The 18,994-nt window shown below is 37.4% G+C and carries 14 protein-coding genes; 6 read left to right on the top strand and 8 right to left on the bottom strand.

Going from position 1 to position 18,994, the window contains the following annotated elements; translation table 11 throughout:
* The 5 genes from ACOQO1_RS03495 to ACOQO1_RS03475 form a co-directional block, all read right to left on the bottom strand.
* A partial coding sequence (locus ACOQO1_RS03495; protein WP_420601473.1) for an Ig-like domain-containing protein occupies positions 1–1,134 on the bottom strand: 1,134 nt, incomplete at its 3' end.
* Between the two features lie 658 nt (positions 1,135–1,792).
* Complete coding sequence (locus ACOQO1_RS03490; protein ID WP_420601472.1) at positions 1,793–3,073, bottom strand: nucleotide sugar dehydrogenase; 1,281 nt, start codon at positions 3,071–3,073, stop codon at positions 1,793–1,795.
* 4 nt (positions 3,074–3,077) lie between these two features.
* A complete protein-coding gene (locus ACOQO1_RS03485; protein ID WP_420601471.1) occupies positions 3,078–4,055 on the bottom strand; it encodes an SDR family oxidoreductase in 978 nt (325 codons plus the stop codon).
* A 155-nt stretch (positions 4,056–4,210) separates the two neighbouring features.
* A complete protein-coding gene (locus tag ACOQO1_RS03480; RefSeq protein WP_420601470.1) occupies positions 4,211–5,614 on the bottom strand; it encodes a UDP-glucose 6-dehydrogenase in 1,404 nt (467 codons plus the stop codon).
* 123 nt (positions 5,615–5,737) lie between these two features.
* A complete protein-coding gene (locus ACOQO1_RS03475) occupies positions 5,738–6,766 on the bottom strand; it encodes an NAD-dependent epimerase/dehydratase family protein (RefSeq protein WP_420601469.1) in 1,029 nt (342 codons plus the stop codon).
* Positions 6,767–6,997: 231 nt separating this feature from the next.
* On the opposite strand from ACOQO1_RS03475, the gene ACOQO1_RS03470 reads away from it, so the two are divergent.
* From ACOQO1_RS03470 to ACOQO1_RS03450, 5 genes are all read left to right on the top strand, one after another.
* The gene (locus tag ACOQO1_RS03470) at positions 6,998–8,122 is read left to right on the top strand and encodes a DegT/DnrJ/EryC1/StrS family aminotransferase (RefSeq protein WP_420601468.1); all 1,125 of its coding nucleotides are present in this window, start codon (positions 6,998–7,000) and stop codon (positions 8,120–8,122) included.
* A gap of 2 nt (positions 8,123–8,124) precedes the next feature.
* Positions 8,125–10,062 (top strand): polysaccharide biosynthesis protein, encoded by a 1,938-nt coding sequence (locus tag ACOQO1_RS03465; RefSeq protein ID WP_420601467.1) that lies wholly within the window; start codon positions 8,125–8,127, stop codon positions 10,060–10,062.
* Positions 10,063–10,122: 60 nt separating this feature from the next.
* On the top strand, positions 10,123–10,911 hold the full coding sequence (locus tag ACOQO1_RS03460) for a polysaccharide biosynthesis/export family protein (protein WP_420601466.1): 789 nt from the start codon (positions 10,123–10,125) through the stop codon (positions 10,909–10,911).
* 19 nt (positions 10,912–10,930) lie between these two features.
* Positions 10,931–13,309 carry a GumC family protein gene (locus ACOQO1_RS03455; RefSeq protein ID WP_420601465.1) on the top strand — a complete coding sequence of 793 codons (2,379 nt, stop codon included), beginning with the start codon at positions 10,931–10,933 and terminating at the stop codon, positions 13,307–13,309.
* Positions 13,310–13,628: 319 nt separating this feature from the next.
* On the top strand, positions 13,629–15,047 hold the full coding sequence (locus tag ACOQO1_RS03450) for a phytoene desaturase family protein (protein ID WP_420601464.1): 1,419 nt from the start codon (positions 13,629–13,631) through the stop codon (positions 15,045–15,047).
* A 26-nt stretch (positions 15,048–15,073) separates the two neighbouring features.
* Here ACOQO1_RS03450 and ACOQO1_RS03445 read toward each other — a convergent pair whose 3' ends face one another.
* Positions 15,074–15,814 (bottom strand): tyrosine-protein phosphatase, encoded by a 741-nt coding sequence (locus ACOQO1_RS03445; RefSeq protein ID WP_420601463.1) that lies wholly within the window; start codon positions 15,812–15,814, stop codon positions 15,074–15,076.
* 84 nt (positions 15,815–15,898) lie between these two features.
* Positions 15,899–17,269 carry a tRNA uridine-5-carboxymethylaminomethyl(34) synthesis GTPase MnmE gene (mnmE, locus tag ACOQO1_RS03440; RefSeq protein ID WP_420601462.1) on the bottom strand — a complete coding sequence of 457 codons (1,371 nt, stop codon included), beginning with the start codon at positions 17,267–17,269 and terminating at the stop codon, positions 15,899–15,901.
* A gap of 86 nt (positions 17,270–17,355) precedes the next feature.
* On the opposite strand from mnmE, the gene ACOQO1_RS03435 reads away from it, so the two are divergent.
* Positions 17,356–17,715: a DUF4870 domain-containing protein gene (locus tag ACOQO1_RS03435; protein WP_420601461.1), complete on the top strand. Its 360-nt coding sequence runs from the start codon at positions 17,356–17,358 to the stop codon at positions 17,713–17,715.
* 94 nt (positions 17,716–17,809) lie between these two features.
* On the opposite strand, the gene ACOQO1_RS03430 is transcribed toward ACOQO1_RS03435, so the two are convergent.
* Complete coding sequence (locus tag ACOQO1_RS03430; RefSeq protein WP_420601460.1) at positions 17,810–18,901, bottom strand: hypothetical protein; 1,092 nt, start codon at positions 18,899–18,901, stop codon at positions 17,810–17,812.
* Positions 18,902–18,994: the final 93 nt, after the last annotated feature.

Here is an 18,994-nt window from a genome sequence, read left to right as displayed (position 1 = left end):
AATGTCGGCCCCATGTGAGGTGTCCTGCACCCTTGAGCCCTCCCATTTGGAAGACCAGGTATATGCTGTTGGGAAATTGGGGTTGCTCTTCAACTTGTTCCTTAGGCTTGCTCCCGGATAAATGGGCAGGCCGGCAAAGGATATGTTGTCAAAGACCTCTTTGTATATGTTTTCCCCCGTGATGATATGGAGTTCCATGGCAATCCTTGCCCAGTGCGAGGTCATGTGGGCGTTAACACGGTAAATATCACTTTGGTTACTGGACTTTGTGTACCATTTTTCCCAAATATGTTTTTTGGTGAACTCAAGAATGGCCTCGTACCTTTCTTGGTATCTTTCAGTGTCCCTCAGGTTTGGGGATTGGTACATCACCCTCAACAGTGTGGCAACATACCTGAAAAGGTAAGATTCGTAGAGAACAGCACCGTTTCTTGCATAGTCGTTGTTGTCTAAATCTGTAACAGGCCAGCCTTTGTAATTTCCTCCTCGTACATTAACTGCCTTCCCAATACAAGTCTCTATGATGGTCAGTGCATCTTCAAGATATTCGTTGTCGCCCGTGGCCTGCCATATCTGGATGACCCCATCCAATTGCCAGGCCAGATAGTAATATTCTTGGCTGTTTCCGCCAGATTCAGCATAGAACATGGCCCTGGCCATACCAAAAGCATTTATCGCAGTACTGGGGTTGTCCCAGGCAGAGTCGAACTGTTCCTTCCAAAAACTGACATCTTCACCAATGACCTTTTCTTGAATGGTCACCGTAATGGTCCCAGTCTGTGGGGTGGCATTACCATCGGTACTTTCTGTAGTATAGCTAAATTGATCTACTCCTTCAGCATCTTCGTCAGGCGTATAGGATATTGAATTTCCATCATTGATTGTAACCGACCCCATAGAGGGTTCGGAGACCTCAACGATAACCTCTCCATCTTCAAGATTTAATTGGGGTGCATCAATTACTACAGGTCCGTTTTCCGATACAAGGATTTCTATTTCTCCTACAGCGATAGGGTCTTCTTTAGAGGATGAAGGGTCTGACAGTAGATCTGAATCCTTACTACATGAGAACAAACAAACAATAAAAACAAGAAATGAAAAGGTTGTGGTGGTTTTGGGAAAATTAAATTTCATAAGCGAGGTTAAGTATTGCGGGTTATATTTCACCATTTGGGAAAATAAAATTACTTTTAAATTGTCAAAGTCCGATGAAAAGAATGAAATTTTCGATGAACTGCACTATTTCAATAAAACGAGGGTAAATACGGCAGGAATGTTTTTTTTGGATTTCGGGATTTCAAATATTCGATGAACTGCATCAAATTTTAAGAAATATCCTAAATATGTGACCCTTTTGCTAAAAGGTACAGCTAAGTGATTCTGCACCCAATCAACAAGTTTTTTTTCTAACTAACTCGCTTTTAATGATATATATTCGCATATAACCTGGAAATGGAGCTTTTGATTTGGAAAAAGAAAAATTACTTCCATGTACTGAATTTTGTGGATGATATGGTCGACCTTAAGTTTTCAGAAAGAGTATATGTCCCAAAGTGAACATGTTGAAAAAAGTTACTCCGAACTGTTTTTATATTTTAAATGTCTTAACAACCTTTGATTGTAATGTAGAACTACAAATGGGAAATAGGGAGTTACTATATGGGAATCCTTGAATTTGAAAGATAACTTTAGTATTCAAAAAATCCCGCTACTATGCGCAATGTTATCTTAGATTGCGTATGGCATCGGGATACTGTAATAAATAATCCTAGTAAGTAATTATTGGAATAGTTTAGAGTTGTCTATTGGCTTTATCCTTTAAAATACCCTTGACGTCGTAAATCACACCATTTTGGTTCAACATACTCTGCAAATCCAACGACTTAAAAGAATCATGAGCTACCGCTAATACAATGGCGTCAAACTTTGTTTTTGGCAAACTCTTGGTAGCAACCAATCCATATTCTTCCTTAATCTCCTCTGGAGAGGCCCATGGATCATAAATGGTAAGGTTTGCATCATAGTTCATTAAATTGTGGATTACATCCACTGCCTTTGTATTTCGTACATCTGGACAATTTTCTTTAAAAGTAATGCCAAGAATCAAGATAGAGCTACCCTTAACTTTGATATCACTTTTTATCATCAGTTTAACTATTTCTGAACTGACATATTCACCCATGCTATCATTTAATCTCCTACCAGCTAAAATAATTTCAGGATGATAGCCATACTCCTGTGCTTTCTGGGCCAAATAATATGGGTCAACTCCAATACAATGTCCTCCTACCAGGCCCGGTTTAAATGGAAGAAAGTTCCACTTGGTTCCAGCGGCTTCCAATACATCATGTGTGTCAATATCCATTAAGTTAAAGATCTTGGCCAGTTCATTCACAAAAGCAATATTAATGTCACGTTGGGAATTCTCGATAACTTTTGCTGCTTCTGCAACTTTAATACTTGGCGCCAAATGAGTGCCAGCGGGTATTACTGAAGCATAAATTTGATCTACCTTTTTTCCTATTTCAAGAGTAGAACCAGATGTTACTTTCAGAATTTTATCCACGGTGTGTTTTTTATCTCCTGGATTAATACGCTCCGGGGAGTATCCCACATAAAAATCTTGATTGAAGATTAAACCACTGACCTTCTCCAAAATGGGAACACACTCCTCTTCCGTGGCTCCAGGATATACAGTGGACTCATATATTACGATATCTCCCTTTTTTAGCACATGACCAACTGATTGACTTGATTTTTGCAATGGTCGGAGGTCTGGTCGATTGTTTTTGTCCACTGGCGTAGGAACTGTTACTACATAATAATTACAATCCCTGATATCTTCCAATTCGGAAGAACAATAAAGACCGTTCTCGTCATCAGGTTGCTCTTTAAGTACTTCTTTTAATATTTCATCCTCAACTTCCAATGTTGAATCCGTACCTTTTTTTAACTCGGCAACTCTTTGCTGATTAATGTCAAATCCGATGACGGGGTATTTGGTCCCGAACAAACGAGCTAAGGGCAACCCAACATATCCCAATCCAACAACCGCTATTTTTGTATGATGCATTTCTTTATTTTAAATTTTTCCAATACCAATTTATGGCCTCTTTTAAACCGGAATCTATATTAAACCTTGGATCGTAACCCAGTAAATCTTTTGCTTTTTGAATAGATGCCAAAGAATGCGGAACATCACCTTGTCTAGGTGGACCATAGATAATGTTGACATCATTTATTCTGGAATCAAAAGAGCCCAAATGCTTTTTTAGCAGGGCTACCAGCTCGTTTAAGTCTGTTCTTTCCCCAAAAGCTACATTATATACTGTGTTAAGGGCTTTTTTGTTTGTTGTGGTAAGTGCTAATATGTTCATTTCAACTACATTGTCAATATAGGTGAAATCCCTAGAATAGGACCCATCTCCATTTATAACGGGTGAATCATATTTCATTAATAGGCTAACAAATTTTGGTATTACGGCTGCATAAGCCCCATCTGGACTTTGCTTTCTTCCAAATACATTAAAGTATCTAAGTCCAATTGAATCCAAACCATATGTTTTGTTGAAAATATCAGCATACAACTCGTTAACATATTTAGTTATTGCATATGGTGAAAGTGGTTTGCCAATGATATCTTCTTCTTTGGGTAGGTTTTTGGAATCACCATAAGTGGAAGAACTGGCCGCATAAACAAAACGTTTAACTCCTTGGTCTCTAGAAGCAACCAACATGTTAAGAAATCCACTAACATTGACTTCATTTGAAGTGATTGGGTCGTTTATAGATCTGGGAACCGAACCTAATGCAGCTTCGTGAAGCACAAAATCTTGACCTTTACAAGCTTCCATACAGGTATCAATATCCCGAATGTCGCCTTCAATAAGTTTGAAATCTGGGTCATTCAGGATAGATTTTAAATTTATTTTTTTTCCTGTAGAAAAATTGTCCAGACATGTTACTTTGTTTCCAAGTTCTAACAACTTTTCACAAAGGTTGGAGCCAATAAAACCGGCACCTCCAGTAACTAATATTTTAGAATCCTTGAGCATTATGGAAATTGAGGTTGTATTAATTAATAATAAATATCACAAAAAATAACCCTATGTCTTTTAATTGAAAGATACTGTGACTTTTACAAAATGTTAATGTAAAACCTTTACAAAATAAGACTATTTATATGTGCGGAGCATGGACAGAACAATGATCAGTCCATTTCTCCTATACTGTACATTTTAAAACCAATGCCTTGCAATTCTTGTTTATCTAAGATTCGTCTTCCATCAAAGATGAATGCAGGCTTGATCATTTGTTGATATATTTCCTTCCAATCATATGTTTTAAATTCATCCCATTCTGTTAAAATGGCAACTGCATGAGCATTTTTGGAAGCTTCCAATGGATTTTTTACCACAGTCAGATTTTTTCGATTTTCTTCCTCGCTCCTTGTGTTTAAAGCATCAAGATCCGCATAGATTTTTTCTTCGGGAACCTTTGGGTCATATACAACTACTTCGGCTTGTTCATTCAATAATGCGTCGGCGATATAGATAGCCGCCGATTCCCGGGTATCATTTGTATCCTTTTTAAATGCCCATCCATATAATACAATCTTCTTGCCCGAGACGGTATTGTAAAGCGTGCTGATTATATTATCAGCGAACCTTCTTTTTTGATAATCATTCATGATTATGACCTGTTCCCAATAATCCGAAACTTCTTGAAGCCCGTAAGATTTTGAAATATATACAAGATTTAAAATATCTTTTTGAAAGCATGAACCACCGAAACCAACGGATGCATTCAAAAATTTTGAACCGATTCTGGAATCCATTCCAATGGCCCTTGAGACTTCTGCAATGTTTGCATTTGTTGCTTCACATAGGGCAGACATTGAATTTATTGATGAAATACGTTGGGCCAGAAAAGCATTTGCAACCAATTTTGATAATTCAGAGGACCAAACGTTCGTCTGAAGAATTCGGTCTTTTGGCAGCCAGTTTTGATATATTTCACTGAGTAAGTCCTTCGCTTTTTGTCCAGAAGGACTTTCTTCTCCACCAATTAGAACTCGGTCGGCATGAAGCAGGTCTTGAATGGCTGTTCCTTCAGCAAGAAATTCAGGGTTTGAAAGTATTTCAAAGTTAACTCCCTCGTTTCCTGTATTATCCAAAATATTTTTGATGGCCTGAGCTGTTCTTACGGGTAATGTTGATTTTTCCACAACAATTTTATCCGTTTTTGCCACCTTGGCTATATTACGGGCACAAAGTTCCACATATTTTAGATCTGCTGCCTGTCCTTTCCCTTTCCCAAAGGTTTTGGTAGGTGTATTTACAGAAATAAAAACCATTTCTGCCTCGGCAATTGATTCATCGACCTTGGTGGAGAAAAATAAATTTACCCCCCTTGTCTCAGCCACAATCTCTTTTAAACCTGGCTCATAAATTGGTAAATTATCAAGGTTGTCATCATTCCATGCATCAATTCTTTTTTGATTGATATCTACCACGGTTACTTTTATATGCGGACATTTTTTTGCAATAACCGACATGGTAGGACCGCCTACATAACCAGCTCCTATGCAGCAAATACTTGAGATTTTTTTCATTAATTTTTTGATTTTTGTGGATCCTCTTGAAAGTTTGGGAGGAGAATAGTCACTTTTTTGGTTTAACTTTAATTTTGTTGCTCTTTAAGTTGTTATTCCTAGTTGGATTAAAGATGTTAACCGTTATAATTGATGGTACTTTATATACCACTCAACAAAAGATTTAACACCTTGTGAAATAGGAGTGTTAGGAGAATAGTCATAGTCCTTGATTAATTCATCAACATTGGCCCAGGTTCTTTCAACATCGCCGGGTTGCATTGGTAAAAAAACTTTTTCTGCCTTTTTGTTCAAATTTACCTCAATTTCTTTGATGAAATCCATAAGCTTAACGCTGTTACTGTTGCCAATATTATATAACTTAAAATATTGGGTTTCATCTCTATTCTTTTTAACGTCCTTTTCAATGATTCGAACCAACCCTTCTACAATATCTCCAATAAAAGTAAAATCCCTTTCTAGTTTACCTTGGTTAAAAACATTGATAGGTTTTTTGTTGGCAATAGCGTCGGCAAAGATATAGATTGCCATGTCTGGTCGGCCCCAAGGTCCATAAACGGTAAAAAAACGTAGACCAGTGGTAGGTATTTTGTATAAATGGCTATAAGTGAACGCCATTAACTCGTTACTTTTCTTACTTGCGGCATAAAGACTTATAGGCTGGTCGGTTCTGTCCGAGGTCTCAAATGGAATTTTTTTGTTTAGGCCATAAACACTGGAACTGCTTGCATATAGCAGGTGTTTTATACTAAACTTTTTGCAACACTCCAGAATGTTTAAAAAACCAACAACATTACTGTCTATATAGGATTCAGGATTTTCCAAACTGTACCGGACGCCCGCCTGAGCGGCAAGATTGCAAACAATGCCAAAGTTTTCGTTTTTAAAAAGCGCGGGAAGCTTATCTCTGTCTTCTAAATTCATTCTAATGAATTGAAATTGCTCACCGTGAATGCTACTTTTACTTATCTGATGGAACTTTCCGGCCTCTTCTGTTACAATGCCAAGCTGCTTTAATCTGTCATACTTCAAGTCAACAGAATAATAATCATTAATGTTGTCCAAACCAACGACAGAATGATTCAATTTTATAAGTGCCTCGCAAAGATGGTATCCTATAAAACCTGCAGCTCCCGTAACTAAAATTTTCATGAAAACTATTTACCGATACAAATATTATAAAATTATTCAAATAAGGGCTCTGGGATACTACAGATTCAATCTTCTGTTGGCTTTAACCCAGCTATATACAATGGCATTTTAAATGAAATTTGCCCGTTAACCGATTTTTTTTGTGTTAAAACGAAAATCGAAAAATTTTGGGATGGGATGGGACTAAGATGTTTAATTTCGGAATCCGAATTGAACCTTAAAACTTGCATTTTGATTACACAGACAAAAATTTGGTTATCATCTCCACACATGGGAGAAAATGAACAAAGATATGTTGCAGAAGCATTTGATACCAATTGGATTGCTCCTTTGGGTCCAAATGTTAAGTATTTTGAGGAATCCATAGAAGAATATTTAGAGAATGACGTTCACGTTGCGGCACTTAGCTCTGGTACAGGAGCTTTGCATTTGGCTTTAGAACTGCTAGGTGTTTCCACTGGAGATGAGGTGATTTGTCAGAGTTTTACGTTTTCGGCATCTGCTAACCCAATAATGTATTTGGGGGCAACACCAATTTTTGTTGATAGCGAGAGGCATACTTGGAACATTTCTCCCGAACTTCTAGAAAAAGCAATTTTACAAAGGATCTCAAAAGGAAAAAGACCAAAGTGCATAATAGCTGTCCACTTATATGGAATGCCCTATATGGCATTGGAAGTTAGAGAGATCGCAGATAAGTACGGTATACCCATTGTTGAGGATAGTGCTGAAGCCTTGGGAAGTTCTTTGCACGGTGTAAAATGTTGCAGTTTTGGTGACATTGGCATCCTATCTTTTAATGGGAATAAAATAATTACCACTTCGGGTGGAGGAGCGTTGGTCACGAAAGACAAAAAAGTTAAGGAAAAAGCTATTTTTCTGGCCACACAAGCTAGGGACAATGCTCCTCATTATCAACATTCACATGTTGGATACAATTATAGAATGAGTAATGTACTGGCAGGGATTGGCAGAGGTCAAATGGAGGTTTTGGATCAAAGAGTATCTGCTCGTAGGGCCAATTTTGACTATTATGTACAAAAATTGTCAGATGTTGCTGGATTTGAATTTTTGTTTGAACCTGAAGGGTATTTTTCAAATCGCTGGCTAACCTGTTTGCTTACACCTTCCTATGATGTAAGAGAAAGAATCCGATTAGGTCTTTTAGAAGAGGATATTGAGACTAGACCGCTATGGAAACCATTACATCTACAGCCAATTTTTGAGAAATATCCAAAATATACTGATGGTACTTCCGAGGACTTATTTGAGAGGGGATTGTGCTTACCAAGCGGATCCAACCTAAGTACCGAAGACTTGGAAAGAATTACGACCCTAATCTTGCAAAACATTTAAAAATGATTAAAAATTATCTTATCAGCAATGTTCAAAGATATGCTTCAAAATGGTTGGTGTTGACCATCGATGTTATTTTGATTTCTATGTCTTTTGTGTTGTCATATCTTATTCGTTTTAATTTAACCTTCGATTTTGATACCACCAAACTTTTTGGGCAATTACCTATAGTTGCATCAATCTCTCTTTTTGCATTTATGGTAACAGGGTCATATAAAGGTGTTGTAAGGCACACGGGCGTAAGGGATGTTTACCATATTTTTAATGCCATATGTTTGTCAAGTATCGCTATGATAGCGGTGGTTATTTTCAATCGTGTGTTTGAGATATACAGTGGTTTCACCATTCCACTCTCCATCATTATCATCCATAGCCTTCTTGGATTTTTAGCATTGACCGTATCTAGGTATTTGTTTAAAGCACTCTATAACAATTTGCTTAGCATGGATTTTAAGACATACAAGAATGTATTGATTTATGGTGCTGGTGAATCTGGTATTCTAACTCAAAATGCAATTACCAACCATTCCAAAAGTAAGGTAAGGGTAGTGGGTTATGTGGACAGGGATAACAAAAAAACAGGAAAAAAGATCAATGGTGTCCAGGTATACCATTCGGAAATTCTGACTAAAGATTTTTTTGTTAAGAACAATATATCCGAGGTTATTTTTTCAATTCAAAATATAAAACCTCAAAAGTTAAAAGGATTGGTGGAAGGACTAATGGATTTTCCTGTACAGGTAAAAATTGTCCCTCCAGTTGAAAAATGGATCAATGGCGAACTCAAAGTTTCACAAATAAAGCAAGTACAGATTGAAGATTTGCTGAATAGGGTTCCAATAGACATTAAGAAGTCCAAGGTTTCAGACGAGTTAAAAGACCAAACTATTTTGGTGACAGGCGGAGCTGGCTCAATTGGTAGTGAAATTGTAAGGCAAATTTCTAAATATGGATACAAATCCTTAATCGTACTAGATCAAGCTGAATCAGCATTATATGATCTTCAACAGGAACTTAAACAGAATGGGTGTCATAACTTTATTCCTATTGTTGCCGATATTAGGGATAAGAACAGGATGAACTGTTTTTTCCAGGAGCATAAACCAACAATGGTATTTCATGCCGCGGCATATAAACATGTACCATTAATGGAGTATAATGCATATGAGGCAATAAAGATTAATGTAGCCGGTACCAAGGTGCTTGCCGATCTATCCTTGAATTATGGAGTGGAAAAGTTCGTATTTGTATCTACTGACAAAGCGGTGAACCCTACCAATGTTATGGGAGCAACCAAGCGAATTGCTGAAATGTATGTCAGTTGTGCCCAACAGGACAATAAGACTAAGTTTATTACGACCAGATTCGGTAATGTACTGGGCTCCAATGGTTCCGTTATTCCTTTGTTTAGAAAACAAATTGAAAATGGTGGGCCATTAACCGTAACCCATAAGGATATTACGAGATATTTTATGACAATTCCAGAGGCCTCTATGTTGGTTTTGGAAGCTGCTGCAATGGGCAAGGGAGGTGAAATATTTGTTTTTGACATGGGAGAATCGGTTAAGATTTTTGATTTGGCCAAGAATATGATCAAGCTTTCAGGATTGAGATATCCAGAGGATATTGATATAAAGATTACCGGTTTGAGGCCTGGCGAAAAACTTTATGAAGAACTTCTTGCCAATGGTGAAAATACCTTACCTACATATAACAAGAAAATAATGATTGGGAAATCAAGGGAATATGATTATGTGTACATGAGAAACAAGATTGATGAATTGTGTGTTTCCAATTTGTTCCTTCAGAACGATATAGTAAAAATAATGAAGGAAATCGTACCGGAATATGTTTCCAAAAATTCAAGATTTTGCAAACTTGATGATGATGACAAATCAGTAGAAGAGAAAAAGGAAAGTTTAAAAACCTTGCTTAATTAAAAATTGCAGAATCCTATTTTTTCTTTAATCTTGTAAAATCAACTATTCAAATAGCAAAACATGTTTATTAAAAAGAATAACACGGTTAAACTTAAGTTTATGTATTTGGCTATTACTGCCATACTACTAAGTTCTTGTGCAAACAAAAAAGATGTAGTGTATTTTCAAGATACACTTCCTTACGAATCTTTGGTCAATACCATTGAATCATCTCCAAAGTTTAAGGTGGATGACCTGGTAAGTATTTTTGTTTCCACACTCAACCCGGAAGCGAGCGCACCATTTAACCCGGTTAGAGGTGCCGAAGAAGGAGGAATTAGAGGTGAACAGGTTGACTATTTGGTTGATAAAGAAGGTGAAATCGACTTTCCGGTAATAGGAAAGGTCAAAATAGCGGGACTTTCCCAAGAAGAAGCGAAAATCCTTTTAAAGGATAGACTTTCGGAATACTTAAAAAACCCTATAATCAACATAAGGCTTAGAAATTTTACAGTTACGGTTTTAGGGGAGGTAAATAGACCTGGTACTTATCCTGTGAACGGAGAACAGATTACTATTATGGAGGCTTTGGGACTGGCAGGTGATTTAACCATTAAAGGTATACGGAAAAATGTTATGGTAATAAGGGAGTTTAATGGAGCAAAAGTGTATTATAAAATTGACCTTACCAGTAAAAAAGCCTTTCAATCACCAGTTTATTATCTAACCCAAAATGATGTTGTTTACGTTGAGCCCAACCAGTCTGCGGTTTCGTCATCTAGTTTAGATCAGCGAACCAACATTGGTATTACAATTGCCTCTACCCTTATTACTACAACCGTTCTATTGATTACACGACTTAGCAATTAAAAAGGAACCAGATCTTATTATGGAAAGTAAATTGGAAAAATTCTCTATCCAGGGAAATACATTGGCAGATGCTTTAAGACCATACACCAGAAACTGGAAGTGGTTTGTGTTTTGTGGGGCTATGGCAATTGTTGGTGCCTTTTTGTATGTGAGGTATGTAGTACCCAAATATAAGGCACAGGCCAAGATTCAAATACTGGATGAACAAGGCTCATCATCCGATTTGAGCTTATTTCAAGATCTGGAAATTTTTACCGGGGCAACAAGGCAGGTTGAAGATGAAATCGAAATTATAAATTCTCGATCCAATCACATCGAGGTGGTAAAAAAATTAAAGCTTAATGAAAAAATCATTCTTTTAGGGAATATAAAGAATACAGAGTTATATGAATCCAGACCCTTCAACATAAGCTTTATTGAAGTTGATTCACTAATTAGTGAATCCAGCTATGAATTCTATGTTACCGTCTCCACGAACACAACACTCAGTTTATCGGAACAAGAAGATGGTCCAGAAAGACAATATGCATTTGGGCAAAATATAAAAACAACCCTTGGTGACATTGTAATTATTCCAAATCCGGATCAGCTGGGAAAATACATTGGGAAGCGATGTAAAATTGTAATCTCTCCAGTTTCATTTGTTGCTGAGTTGAATCAAGATAATTTAATCGTATCAGGAGTTGGTGAACAATCAAATATTGTAAATCTTTCTTTTGAAGATCCCATATCAAAAAGAGGAGTGGATATTATAAGCTCTTTAATACTGACCTATAATAGAAATGCCGTAACAGATAAGAAGGAGATAGCGGATAGAACTTCGGATTTTATAAACGAAAGAATAACTTCCATTTCTTCCAGTTTAACTTCGGTAGACCAATCTGCTGAGGAGTTTAAAGCGGGGAGAGGTATCACTGATATTGCTTCGGAGGCCAATATTAACTTGAATATTGGAGCTAACAATAGACAGGAACTACAAAATGCCAATGTACAGCTGAACATAGCATCATCTATGAAAGATTTGGTAGATGGTCAGGATGGATATGAAGTACTTCCTGTAAATATTGGATTAACAGATGCTTCTATAGCGAACACTACGGCAAGATATAATGAACTTGCTTTAGAAAGAAAGCGATTGCTGAAAAGTTCAAACGAGAAAAACCCTATAATAGTTAACCTTGACCAACAGTTGGATGGATTGAGACGTTCTCTACAATCTAGTTTGAATGGAGTTACAAACAACCTTGGACTGACTGTAAATAGCTTAAGTAAACAGCAATCCCAGATTAACTCAAGGATTTATGCGGTTCCAGAGAATGAAAGGGCCCTGCGTGATATAACTAGAAGGCAGCAAACTACGGAAGGACTCTATCTATATCTTCTGCAAAAAAGAGAGGAATCGCAAATAGCTTACGCCTCTGCAGCTCCAAAATCTAAAATAGTGGATAGGGCCTATGCGTCGTCCATTCCTGTGAGTCCTAAAATCCCCATTGTTTACATGGCATCTCTGGTTTTGGGCTTTTTAGTTCCGTTTTCTGTCATATATGTAAAGGATTTGCTGGATAATAAAATTCATAATAAGGCAGGACTGGAAAAAACCATCAAAGATACTCCTGTACTAGCTGAGCTTCCAAAGGTTGGCAGAAAACAAAATATGTACGTTGTAAAGAATGATAGGTCGGTTCTGGCTGAATCTTTAAGGATTTTGAGAACTAATTTGGATTATCTCATGAAATCTAAAAAGAACGGCAAAAAGGGTAATGTGATTTTTGTTACCTCTAGTGTTCCGGGAGAAGGAAAAACATTTGTTTCTTCCAATTTGGCCATGATTTTAAGTAGTACAAATAAGAAAGTGATATTAATTGGGGCGGATATAAGAAACCCCAAGCTCCACAATTTTTTTGCTGACGGAAATACGAAACGTTCAACGACAGAACAGAGTTTGCGAAGAAATTTTGGTCTAACGGAATATTTGTATGATAATACTTTAGATTCGACACAGATTATCAGTTCAGAGGTTGTAAACGACAATTATATCGATGTGATTTATTCTGGGAAGACACCACCTAATCCTGCGGAATTATTATTGAGTGAAAGATTAAGTGACTTAATTTCGGAAGTGTCTCAGAAATATGATTATGTAATTGTTGATACTGCCCCTGTTATGGTGGTTACGGATACCTTGCTGATTAGCCATAATGCCAACCAAATTATCTACGTAACCCGAGCAGGTGTTACGGAGACCAAGGCCCTTGAATTTCCTTTAAAACTTAAAGAAGAAGGAAAACTTAAAGGACTTTCCTTTGTAGTCAATGATGTTAAGGAAACTAACTTGGGATATGGCGGAAAGTATGGATATGGATATGGAAAGGCTTCAAAAAAATGGTGGAGGTTTTAGGCAATAAATGTAATTGCCCCATTCGTATTGCCTAATATGGAAATATTGGTTTTCTGTCTGTTTTTATTATGTGGATCAGGCAGTTGATTTGGGCAACCTACACAGGATTTCTTAGTTTCTTTACATGGTAGATTTTGCAAATTATGGAGTGGGGTAAAGATTACCGTGTTCTTTTAAAAATTCTGACTTGAATCTTGGATATTTGAAGTTAATTAAGTGTGTCATGTTTCTAGGTTCGAATTGAAGGGTATAGGCTTTAGTCCCAAGTGAAAACTGGAAAGCTATGGATGTGCTAACCAAATATGGCTAATTAATAAGAATGAGTGAACAATATGATGCGGTAATCATTGGTTCCGGCCCAAATGGATTGAGTGCGGGAATAATGCTTGCAAAAGAAGGTCTAAAAGTATTGATAGTTGAAGGCTCTGATTCTCCGGGAGGAGGCATGCGAACCTCCGAAATGACACTTTCTGGATTCAGACATGATATTTGCTCAGCCGTACATCCAATGGCCTATGTATCTCCATACTTTAAGACACTTCCGTTGGAAAAATTCGGTTTGGAATGGATTGTTCCTGAAGCTTCAGCAGCTCACCCTTTGGATGGTGAAGAAGCTGTTATTCTAACAAAATCCATTGAGGAAACTGCGGCTGGATTAGGCCTTGATGAGCAAAAATATTTGGATTTGATGTCACCTCTTTTAAGTAAAGCGGATGAGCTAATTATGGAAAGTTTAAAACCCTTGGGTTTACCTAAGCATCCTTTGCTCATGTTGAACTTTGGACTAAAAGCAATCCAACCCGCTACCTTTTTCGCCAATCGAAAATTTAATGGAGAACGCGCAAAGGCTTTGTTTGCTGGCTGTGCCGCACATAGCGTTTTACCGTTGAGCAATTTGTTTACGGCAGCGATTGGACTGATTTTCTTAACAACAGGACATGTTGAAAATTGGGTCGTTCCCAAAGGTGGTTCCATGAGCATAACAAATGCATTGGTCAGGTATTTTGAAAGCTTAGGAGGTGAAATGCTCTTTTCAACCAAAATCAAGAATTTCAAAGAACTGCCCTCTGCTAAAAAATATATTTTTGATACCGATCCCATTCAACTGGCAAAAATAGCCGAAGATCAACTTCCGGCCTTGTATAAAAAAAGATTAAATCGCTATCGATTTGGTCCTGGAGTTTTTAAAATTGATTTTGCCCTTGATGGCCCCATACCTTGGTATGATGATAATTGCCTAAAAGCATCCACGGTCCATGTCGGTGGAACGTTAAAGGAAATTGCACAAAGTGAAAAGGATGCATGGAATGGAAGACATAACGATAAACCTTTTGTGATGATGGCACAACAAAGCCAGTTTGATGATAGTAGAGCACCTTATGGTAAGCATACGGGGTGGGCATATTGCCATGTTCCAAACGGATCACAGAAAGATATGACCTCCCAAATTGAGAATCAAATTGAACGATTTGCGCCTGGATTCAAGGATATCGTTCTTGATAGGAAAATTATGAGCACTCATGATTTTTATAATTATAACCCTAACTATTTTGGTGGAGCGGTAACAGGGGGCGCTGCCGACATTTTTCAATTATTTTCCAGACCTATCGCCAAACTAGACCCTTATAAAACTGCAAATCCGGATATTTTCATTTGTTCTGCTTCTTCCCCGCCTGGTGGAGGTGTACATGGCATGTGTGGATTTTATGCAGCCAAAAGCGTGTTGGAGTCATTATAATATTGGTCCAAGCTCCGCTTTTGTGACTAATGAAATGTATAGATTGTATTATCAATTAAACCAAGAAGCATTTTCAATTGTTTAGTTGATATTTTAACTTCTTTTAGGTGATTCAACTGATTCATGTTGTGAATATCTGAAGCTACAAAATCAATAAGATTATTTTCCAGTAACTTCTGAGCGGTTTGTTGAGCTTCGCTACCGTAAAAATTGCTTAGTGAAAGCAAGTTTAGTTGATACAGAATACCTTGACTTTTATATTTCTTATGTTTATCAAGTTTTTTTTGGAGAAAAACGTACCTCTCTGGATGGGCTAGAATGGGAAAGTATTTGTGAGAGGCAATTTCATGTATGGCGGGATTAAAATTGATTGATGCCTGTAAATAGGACATTTCAATTAACAAATAATTTTTTTTCAATCCCAAGACCTCTCCCTTTTCCAGAATGTTTTCAAAATTATCGTCAATCATATGTTCAGCGGCAAAATCTACAGTTGTATTCCCAATCTTCATATGTTCCAATTCCTTTTTTAATAAGTCATATGAGTTCTTAATGGTCTCGGGGTTATTTGGGTAATAGTTGTTCATGATATGGGGGGTACAAACAAAGTTTGTCACTCCAATTTCTGAAAACCCCTTAATTAGACTTATGGATTCCTCGACGGTTTTAGCCCCGTCATCAATACCAGGTAGGATATGATTATGGATGTCCACCAAGCCATGAAGATAGTCTACCAAAAACACTTTCTTTTGGAAAAAACTGAACATGCTTAAAATTTGGAAAACAAAGATAAGGCATTAATGTTTGTGGCCTTTTGATTGAAATAGTAAATCCAATACGGAATTATGCTATTATTTCCCGATGCAAAAATTAGAAAAAATGTTGCCCAATAAATCATCCGTGGTAACACTTCCAGTAATCTCTCCCAAATGGTAGAGTGCTTGTCTAATGTCTATGGCCATTAAATCACCTGATAGTCCCGTATCCAACCCTTCTTTTACTTTTTGAATCTCTTCCAGAGCCTTCAAAAGTGAATCATAATGCCTACTATTGGTTACAATGGTTTCACCACTGCTCAATTTTCCAGAATCTACCAATGAAAGTAACTTTTGTTCCAAATTGGATATCCCAGTCCCCATTTTGGCAGAAAGAAATAAGGTTTCTGGTAGTTTTTGCTTAATGGAATCGGTTTTCGAATCATCCAACATATCTACCTTATTGCAAATGGGCAAGATCTCTTTATTTGGATATTTATGTTTTATGGCTTGATATTGAGAGGTATCATTAGTTGACCCATCGAAAAGATAGATAATCAATCTGGCCTTTTCAACTTTATCAAAAGTACGTTCAATGCCAATTTTTTCTACAGCATCTGTAGTTTTACGAATCCCAGCCGTATCAATAAACCTAAAATTAATTCCATTGATGCTTATCTGGTCTTCAACGGTATCACGTGTAGTACCAGCAATATCACTTACAATGGCTCTTTCTTCATTCAACAATGCGTTCAGAAGTGTAGATTTGCCCACATTGGGTTCTCCAACAATGGCTACGGGAATTCCATTCTTTATAACATTGCCCAAGGCAAAAGAGTCAATGAGTTTTTTCAAGACCTCACTGATTTTGTTCAAAAGTTGGTTAAACTGCTCCCGATTAGCAAACTCTACATCCTCTTCGGAAAAATCAAGCTCCAATTCAATAAGGGATGCAAAATTCAATAGCTCTTCCCGGAGCTGTTGGATTTCATTACTAAAACCACCACGCATCTGCTGCATGGCAATTTCGTGGGAAGCTTCGCTATCACTGGCAATAAGATCTGCAACCGCTTCAGCCTGACTTAAATCCATTTTTCCGTTCAAAAAAGCACGGAGCGTAAATTCCCCAGCGGAAGCCATTCGACATCCTTTCCGTAAAAAAAGTTGTATGAGCTGCTGTTGAATGTAAGGGGATCCATGGCAGGATATTTCCACAACATTTTCACCGGTGTACGAATTTGGATTTTTAAAAATGGACACTAACACTTTGTCCAATGTTTTGCCATCATCAATTATATGACCTAAGTGTATGGTATGACTTTTTTGTTCGTTCAATTTTTTGCCAGCAATGGATTTGAAGTACGAATCCACGACGGTTATGGAATCTGGTCCTGAAACCCTTATTACGGCTATTGCACCTGCACCGGAGGGAGTGGCTAAGGCAATTATGTTGTCTTGGTCATGCATGTTGGCAAAAATACGAATTCGTTGAATGGTGTAACATTAGACGGAATTTATATACTGATATAGTACAATCATTAAATCAATCAAAAATGGAAGTCATCAATCAAAATGCAATTAGAAAGGACAACACGCTCTTATCCATTGCGCATCTCACACAATTATTGCATTATATAACTGGTTTTGGAGGCTTTATTGTGCCTCTGGTCATTTGGCTCACCTCTCGAAGAAGTGTAGAGGGAATGGATGAGCATGGCAAATCAATAATCAATTTTCAACTTAGCCTTTTGTTGTACATTATTATTAGTATTCCGGCTATTTTATTATTTGGATTAGGAATCCTTGGGCTGATCGGCGTTGGAATTTTAGGATTTGTTTTGCCTATAGTAAATGCTGTTAAAGCATCTAATGGGGAATTGCCATCTTATTTTTTGACTATCAAATTTATTTAGCCAATACATAAACGAAAGAAAATGCTGTTCTAGAAAAAAGGGGCAGGATTTCCTGCCCCTTTTTCAAGGTCAAATAATTGTTGCTAATATATTACTAGTTGCCCACTGTAAAATATGTGGCCCAACTTCCGCCAGGGAAATCGCAACCATCAGCCCATGCTGTTTCTTCACATTCGGAGCATTCTAAAGGATAAGGGATAATTACTGGCTGTTTTCCTTCAGGAACCAAAATTATACCGATGTAATCACCACATTCTGGTTGGAATGATCCATTTTCCATTGAGGCGGCCATAAGCTCGTTGACCCTATCTTCATCCCAGTTGGATAATGCACCACCCTGTGCCAATGCATCCAAATCGGTTAGGTCATCTATCAATAACCATATTACCATTTGAAGATCATCGCCAGTATATAGAGAGCCATTTTCGCTAGGTTGCCCAATAATATTTTGGTTCAGCAACCAGTTTACGGCACCGAAGTTCTCGGGCATTTCAAAGGCCTCATCGGGTAAATCCCCTAAAGAGGAGTGTACAGATGCTGCTTCAATACATTCAATTCTTAATCTTTGATCTACATCAACACACCAAGCTCCATAGTCACCCGACAAGAATCCATCTTCAATAGTCAGTGAAAAATAACCATCATCACCATTGTTGGGACGGAAGGCCGTAGTACAAAAATCTATAACGTCGGGTAAGTTGGCAACTATGTTTTCAACCGAACTGGATACACATTCTACTACGGCATGGGCCGCTATATATGGCCCTTTTTCAATGGGTACTTCGTAGGTTACGGTTTTTTCACATTCATGGTCCCCTTTATACTCAAAGTTTCCAATTTTTGGATTACCTCCATTGTTCATTGGAAAATCCTCCGGAGTATTTACTACTGATAAATGGGTTTCGGTAATGCACCATTCACTATTGGTAATTTCATACGTAACAATGTAGTTTCCTCCAGATTCTGTTACACTGACCTTGCCAACCTCTGTATGCTGCCCCGCAAAAAGCGTGGATTCGTTCATCGTGCAATCTTCAGATAAATCAAACTGAACGGAACTATTTTTTTGGTTCTTTTTCCCTTTTCCTTCAATGTTCTCCAGTGCTTGTTCTCCCACTGGCTCTGTCTCACAAGAATACAGGCCAATAATAAATACAGCCGAAATGGCGAAAAGTAATTTTTTCATGTTTTTCGATAATTTAGTTAATGTTTAATTGGGGAATAGTGTTAAATGTAGAAATAGTGGGCCAACACCCTTAAAAATGACGTTAAAGTGTTA

Source organism: Flagellimonas sp. (assembly GCF_965222555.1).
GTDB lineage: Bacteria > Bacteroidota > Bacteroidia > Flavobacteriales > Flavobacteriaceae > Flagellimonas.
This window is presented reverse-complemented; position numbering and strand designations above follow the sequence as displayed.

Excerpts from the sequence above, each read along its gene's own strand:
- ACOQO1_RS03490 (WP_420601472.1), bottom strand. The coding sequence starts at position 3,073 with ATGCATCATACAAAAATAGCGGTTGTTGGATTGGGATATGTTGGGTTG.
- ACOQO1_RS03485 (WP_420601471.1), bottom strand. The coding sequence starts at position 4,055 with ATGCTCAAGGATTCTAAAATATTAGTTACTGGAGGTGCCGGTTTTATT.
- ACOQO1_RS03480 (WP_420601470.1), bottom strand. The coding sequence starts at position 5,614 with ATGAAAAAAATCTCAAGTATTTGCTGCATAGGAGCTGGTTATGTAGGC.
- ACOQO1_RS03475 (WP_420601469.1), bottom strand. The coding sequence starts at position 6,766 with ATGAAAATTTTAGTTACGGGAGCTGCAGGTTTTATAGGATACCATCTT.
- ACOQO1_RS03465 (WP_420601467.1), top strand. The coding sequence starts at position 8,125 with ATGATTAAAAATTATCTTATCAGCAATGTTCAAAGATATGCTTCAAAA.
- ACOQO1_RS03460 (WP_420601466.1), top strand. The coding sequence starts at position 10,123 with ATGTTTATTAAAAAGAATAACACGGTTAAACTTAAGTTTATGTATTTG.
- ACOQO1_RS03455 (WP_420601465.1), top strand. The coding sequence starts at position 10,931 with ATGGAAAGTAAATTGGAAAAATTCTCTATCCAGGGAAATACATTGGCA.
- ACOQO1_RS03450 (WP_420601464.1), top strand. The coding sequence starts at position 13,629 with ATGAGTGAACAATATGATGCGGTAATCATTGGTTCCGGCCCAAATGGA.
- ACOQO1_RS03445 (WP_420601463.1), bottom strand. The coding sequence starts at position 15,814 with ATGTTCAGTTTTTTCCAAAAGAAAGTGTTTTTGGTAGACTATCTTCAT.
- mnmE (WP_420601462.1), bottom strand. The coding sequence starts at position 17,269 with ATGCATGACCAAGACAACATAATTGCCTTAGCCACTCCCTCCGGTGCA.
- ACOQO1_RS03435 (WP_420601461.1), top strand. The coding sequence starts at position 17,356 with ATGGAAGTCATCAATCAAAATGCAATTAGAAAGGACAACACGCTCTTA.
- ACOQO1_RS03430 (WP_420601460.1), bottom strand. The coding sequence starts at position 18,901 with ATGAAAAAATTACTTTTCGCCATTTCGGCTGTATTTATTATTGGCCTG.